Annotated in this window: 3 protein-coding genes; all 3 read right to left on the bottom strand. The window is 71.3% G+C overall.

Annotated features, from left to right (window positions below):
- On the bottom strand, window positions 1–357 hold a 357-nt coding region (locus AC1D2K_RS34800; protein WP_478094998.1), incomplete at its 3' end, for a SulP family inorganic anion transporter.
- Window positions 358–386: 29 nt separating this feature from the next.
- Complete coding sequence (locus AC1D2K_RS34795; RefSeq protein WP_478094996.1) at window positions 387–608, bottom strand: hypothetical protein; 222 nt, start codon at window positions 606–608, stop codon at window positions 387–389.
- Between the two features lie 41 nt (window positions 609–649).
- Window positions 650–1,308: CaiB/BaiF CoA transferase family protein (locus tag AC1D2K_RS34790; RefSeq protein WP_478094995.1), on the bottom strand; the 659-nt coding region annotated here is incomplete at its 5' end.

Raw genomic sequence — 1,308 nt, 5'->3', positions numbered from 1 at the left:
GAACAGTCCCATCAGGAACAGCAGCACGCCGGCGCAGGCGGTGGCGATCAGCAGGTTCGCCACGCCGTAGCGGTCGACGATGCCGTAGACGATCACGATGTAGGCGCCGGCCGGCCCGCCGATCTGCACCGCCGAGCCGCCGAGGGCCGAGATCAGGAAGCCGGCGATGATCGCGGTCCAGATGCCGGCCTCGGGCTTGAGGCCGGAGGCGATCGCGAAGGCCATCGCCAGCGGCAGCGCGACGATGCCCACCGTGACGCCGGCGCCGACGTCCTTGAGGAAGCGGTCCTTGTCGTAGCCCGCCAGCGCGTCGATCAGTCGGGGCCGGAAGGCCGCGAGCTTCAGGTGCGAAGTCATGGCGTCATTGTGGACGCCGGATCGGTCGGTCAGTCGGAGTCGCCGGGCAGCACCGCGTCGGCGGCGGCGCCGACTGCCTTGCCCGTGATGCGCACCGTGCCGATGGCGGCGTCGGCCGCGAGGCCCACGGCACCGGCGCCGACGCTCACGGCGGTGCTCGCGACGCTCACCACCGCGCAGCCCGGGAGCAAGGGGACGGCGGCCAGGACCAGGGCCGCGAGCCGGCGGCGAGAAAGGAAGGCGATCTGCATGCGCGCATTGTCCACTTGCGCGCAAGCAGGGTGACCGGGTCTCAGCGCGGCAACGCCGAGAGAATGGCGTCGCGGTCCTGATCCAGCCGCGGCGGCTGCCGGGTCAGCGGCGTGCGGTGCGCCCCGACGTGCACCGGATTGCCCGCCACGGTGACCGATCGTCCGCCTTGCGTGCGCAGCTTTACCAGCATCTCGCGCGCCAGGATCTGCGGATCGTTCACCACCGCCGCGACGTCGTTGTAGGCGCCGGTGGGAATGCTGTGGCGCATCAGCAGGTCCTGCCAGTGGGCGCAGGGGGCCGAGGCCAGCCTTTCCTCGAGCATCGTCTTGAGGCACTCGTGGTTCAGGCACCGATCGGGATTGGTGGCGAAGCGCGGGTCATCGCGCAGCGCGGGCAGGTCCAGGACCACGCAGAGCCGCTGGAAGAGCGTGTCGTTGCCGGCGGCGATCACGAACCAGCCATCGGACGCGCGGAAGACATCGAAAGGCGTGATGGAGGGATGGCGCGAACCGATCGGCCCCGGGGCTCGGCCATCGGCGTCCAGGCGGGAGATCGCGTTTTCGAGCAGCGCCACCTGGCAGTCCAGCATCGCCACGTCCACGCGCTCGCCGCGGCCGGTGCGGGCGCGCTGCAGCAGGGCCGCCTGCGTGCCGATGGCCGCATAGAGCCCGGCGCCGAGGTCTCCGATCGAGACGCCCA

The organism is Variovorax sp. P1_H12_2, from assembly GCF_056405335.1.
Note: the sequence above shows the minus strand (reverse complement) of the source record. Positions and strands in the feature narration are given on the sequence as shown.